The sequence below is a fragment of the Vibrio sp. 10N.247.311.47 genome, assembly GCF_041467535.1.
GTDB lineage: Bacteria > Pseudomonadota > Gammaproteobacteria > Enterobacterales > Vibrionaceae > Vibrio > Vibrio crassostreae_C.
Window position 1 is genome coordinate 1 of sequence record NZ_JBFSUR010000073.1, and the last position, 4,156, is coordinate 4,156.

A 4,156-nucleotide genomic window follows, 5' to 3' on the forward strand; every position below is an offset into this window, starting at 1 on the left:
CGTGTCATGTTAGCGGCGAGGGTGTGGGAATGGATTTGTGGATCGTTTTCGCGGCTGGTTTTATGGCGTACCACGGCGAAGGCCATGTTCTCAGTATTTTCAAATTCTTGAGTGCCTTTCTCATGAGTCACTTTGACTTGAGCAACGTCTTTTTCAATTTGGTCTAAAACAAATTTAACCGCGTTATCATGCGCATCAATAAGGCGAGTATCTCCACCAACAAGTGCAAGTGTGCTTAATCTTTTGGGTGCTGAAAAAGTGAGGTCGATACCAGGGCGATGAGTGTTTTCCCGTTTCCCTTTGATGGTCTCGTCGCCAAGGTGTCCAGATAGCACGGACTCTAACGTTTTTTGGTCAACAGGCTTGCCGAGCAGTCCGACTTCTTCTGCTAGTTTGCCATGCCAAAACGTGTTGTTGTCCTGGCTTTGTTCTTTGAGGTAATAGTTGTCACCGTCTTTTTCAAGTGCGAGGGTGGATTGATTAAGCTCTTGCTCTTCTTTTAAGTAGTATTTCGAAGCGCCAGAGGCGGATTTTAGTGGGCTGATGGACATCATGTTTAGTGTTTTCCTTGTGTTGGAAATCACCAAAAGTAGCTAGGGGAATGGGGCGCTTAGACGTATGCAGGCGACGAGAAAGAACACTTAAACACAGAGAGTCTAAGCGGCCAGGGGTATTGTATCAGAGTTGGGTGTGTGAGCTACTTTGGTGGAAAGGTGAATACGGCTGTTATTTAAGCTTCATTGTGGTTTGTTTCGGTATTGCTCAGCGTCAGTAAGACGGATTTGATCTAATTTACCTGAGTACTCGATGAAGTCAGCAGAGGGCTCTCCTATCGATTCACAAAAGCGATCAATGCAAGTCTGTATGCGTTGTAATATGTCATCGTGCTCTGACAGCGAGTTCGGAGCGCGAATAGATAGGGAATCGTGCGTTATTTTTAATACGTCTTCTAGCTTTTTCTTATTGATATTGGTGTTATAGCGACAATCGAGCAAGGCGCCAGCCATAACGTTGATAGAAAATAACGCCATTCTATTCATCTCTCGATAAGCCTCAACGTGTAACAATGTTTTCGGAGTCTCCGTGCAACGTTTAGTCGCGATCTGATTGACCATTTTCCAATACCGCACATCGGTGCTATCGCCTCGCGTGAAGTATGCCGTCACGGTTTCCTCCCAGTAAGGCTGCCCCTCAAAGTGTTGCTCAATTACTGAGGCGCACCAATTCACGTCTTCTTGTAATTGATTGTGCATTTGTCTGTTGAGGTAAGGGCGAATTTTTGGCGCGAGGTATTGATATGAAGCTCTCGTGAATTGATTTATTAATGACAAGCTGTTACCAACTATGGCTCCAGTTAGGTAATAAAGTATCAGGATGAAAGTCACTGAGTTCTGCATTGTTGCTTGTGCGGCTTCTTTAATGGAAATTGTTTCGATGGATTTCGTACAAATCGGCTCTGGCAACGGGAGGGTGGGATCGGCATTATTGATACAGTGAGATATCTTTATCATGCCATCTGGTGCAGGGCCGAGTTTGGCGGTATCGGCCATGATATGCAGAGTTATTTCGATGCCTTTTAACATGTTTCCGTTGAGCGCAAAAAAGACTGTTAAAAACAAGCAACCTATAGAGGCGCGTGTTACGAGCATTTGCCAAAAAAAATGAGCGTTCCTTTTTAAGGATTGACTCGATAAGTAGGAGAGTATTTTGCTTTTGAGTGTGTACATTGATGCTTCCTTATAAAACAGGCATAACCGCCCCGACGACTTTACCGATTACGTTCGGCGCTTGGCTAAATTGAGGTTCAAAGTGGAGATTGTCGCAGCGCAGCCAAAAGCCTTGCCTTTCTTCATCCCATTGCAATCGTCGAAACGCGATGCCCTGAGTGACTCCAATGCAGTAAACCCCGTTATGAATAGGTTGCTCTGTTTTTATGGTTTCAATAATGACGGGGGTTAGTTCGGTAAAGGTTGGAGTCATGCTGTTGTCGCGGCAGATTTCAATTGATTGGTTTGGAGTAAGCCAATTGGCTTGAGTGTAGTTTTGTCCCGTGATGATCCAAAGCAAGTCAGTGTTGGTTATTTTTGCAAACGCTTCTAAATCGTTAATCCTAGGGTGATTTCTATTGTTTACATAACAATTGATGGTTGCGCTCGTCCCGCCCCACCGTCTTGCAATTCTCGTTGTGACATTGAGCCTAATGCAATTTTAAGGCGATCCCCTAAAGTGGTGGGCTTTTGTGATGTGGCTTTACTATTCCCTTCTTCTTTATGTGGGTATTTTGTGTTTTGACTCATGTTCGCAATTCCTTTTAAAGATCATCGAAAGGTAGGAGGTATGGGGAATAATATTGGCATCCAGAGCGTCTTCTAGCGGTGATGACTTTTATGCGTGTACCGTCAAGCAAGTGAGGGGTTAGCAATCAACAATGCTGTCTTTCACAAGGAATGTTGTCGTTATCCCCATCAATTTTCACATTGGGACAGTTCCTTAAGTAAAACATCGCTTCTTTGCACGAGGTCATCTCACGGCAATGTATCTTTCCTTCGCAATAAAATTTGAGTGGTGGAGGGTTCCTATTTTGCGAACTCAAATCTGGCTTGGATAAAATAGGTAAATCGTTCTTTCTCCAATTGTATGCCGTCAGACTTGCGACCAAAAAACAAAGAACAGTCATGGCTACTATATTTATAAACGTTGTAGACACTTTATTGGACGGGGAAATTATCGACGCTGCTTTAGCGGATACGATCCCTTCGCTTGTGTCCAAGCGAAACTCCACAGTATCACCAACTTTTGGTTGCCTCCTTCGCTTGGTGATATCGGAAATGTGAATAAAAATATCGCGTTCATATTCATCACTCTTAATGAACCCAAACCCTCTGTTTGAAATCCAACGGATTATTTTTCCGCGCATGATCATGGTACTTCCTCTATTTTGGACACCCCTGACAGGCTTAATCGGCTATCTCGCCCATATCTTGTTGTGTAATGGACGCTTCTTCGGTCTCTCGTTGCAACTCGTCTTGAGTTTGCTCAGCCAGTTGTTGGTTCTGTCCCTGTTTCAATGGCGGTGTTGATGACTTTGACGTTTTCGTCATGGTTTGTTTTTGGCTTTCTCTTGTTTGCTGCTGCTCGGTTTCGTTCTCATAAGTGCTTTGTTGGATAGCCAGTAAACGTTTTCTTTGCGTTTCATCGAGTTCATGCAATGCAATTAACTCATGAAAAATCAAGGCTTGGTCTAGGCTCTCCATCTTTTCACCACCAGGAATGACCCGCTTCATAAATGACGGCTGAATGTTGCTCATTCGGTCGTACTTTAATTGGAGCTTGGTGATTAACATGGAGTTCGGAGTGCGCAAGTAACATTCTAAATCATCCAGTCCTTGGATTTCAGCAGGCGACACGACAGGGCGCGTTTTGTTTTGATGGCCCAATGACACACCATCACGCAGTGCATTTGCACCGTAAGAAATATTCTCTCTCGATATGTCAATCTCTTGCTCACCCAAGTCGTCAGAGGCGACGGTTGCCATGGCTTTAGATGGTGCGCGAAAGAAAAACCGCGTATTCAACAAATCGAATATAACTCTAGCCGCATTGTGGCCATACGTGGTCTCAAGCTGAGCGTAAGACTGTAATCCGAGTAGGTAACAGCCACCGAACTTACGCACTTCTGAAATGATGTGCGTGAGTTCCGGTAGCTTATGCAAGGTTGGCATTTCATCGATGATGACCCAGATACGACGGTCTTCGTCAGGCTCCATCCCTAAGATGGCGTTAGAGGCAATGGCAAGCCACATCGATATCAGCGGTCTGAGCGCAGTGTGCTGTCTTGCGTTACTGGAGAGAAATAAAAAGCCTTGCTGCGATTCATCTTGCACCCAATCGGTGATGGAAAACCGCGCCCGTTTACGGTTTCCTTGACTGTCTTTTTCATCGAGACCATGCAGGTAGCGCAAGGACTTAATGTAAGTTGCCAAAACCGACTTGATGGAAATGGCGGTCTTCTCGATGCTTTTCGACACAAGAGAGCTGGCTTCGGTGCCTTTTAAGTGCTCATCCAGCTTTGAGAGCTCTGACATTAAGATGAGATGGAGGAGATTTTCGACGCTGCACTCGTGTTTGTCATCGAGCATCATCTGGTACGCAGTGG

The 4,156-nt window shown here is 44.9% G+C and carries 6 protein-coding genes; all 6 read right to left on the reverse strand.

Annotated features, from left to right (window positions below; genetic code table 11):
• Positions 1-554: MobF family relaxase (gene mobF, locus AB6E51_RS23935; RefSeq protein ID WP_372140259.1), on the reverse strand; the 554-nt coding region annotated here is incomplete at its 3' end.
• Positions 555-737: 183 nt separating this feature from the next.
• The gene (locus AB6E51_RS23940; protein WP_235612614.1) at positions 738-1,583 is read right to left on the reverse strand and encodes a hypothetical protein; all 846 of its coding nucleotides are present in this window, start codon (positions 1,581-1,583) and stop codon (positions 738-740) included.
• Positions 1,584-1,737: 154 nt separating this feature from the next.
• Positions 1,738-2,067, reverse strand: a complete 330-nt coding sequence (locus AB6E51_RS23945; RefSeq protein WP_235612616.1) for a S24 family peptidase — start codon at positions 2,065-2,067, stop codon at positions 1,738-1,740.
• Between the two features lie 62 nt (positions 2,068-2,129).
• Complete coding sequence (locus AB6E51_RS23950) at positions 2,130-2,297, reverse strand: hypothetical protein (protein ID WP_154724130.1); 168 nt, start codon at positions 2,295-2,297, stop codon at positions 2,130-2,132.
• A gap of 125 nt (positions 2,298-2,422) precedes the next feature.
• Positions 2,423-2,917, reverse strand: a complete 495-nt coding sequence (locus tag AB6E51_RS23955) for a cold shock domain-containing protein (protein ID WP_371979980.1) — start codon at positions 2,915-2,917, stop codon at positions 2,423-2,425.
• A gap of 40 nt (positions 2,918-2,957) precedes the next feature.
• Positions 2,958-4,156 (reverse strand): type IV secretion system DNA-binding domain-containing protein (locus AB6E51_RS23960; protein WP_372140261.1); only part of this gene is annotated, 1,199 nt, incomplete at its 5' end.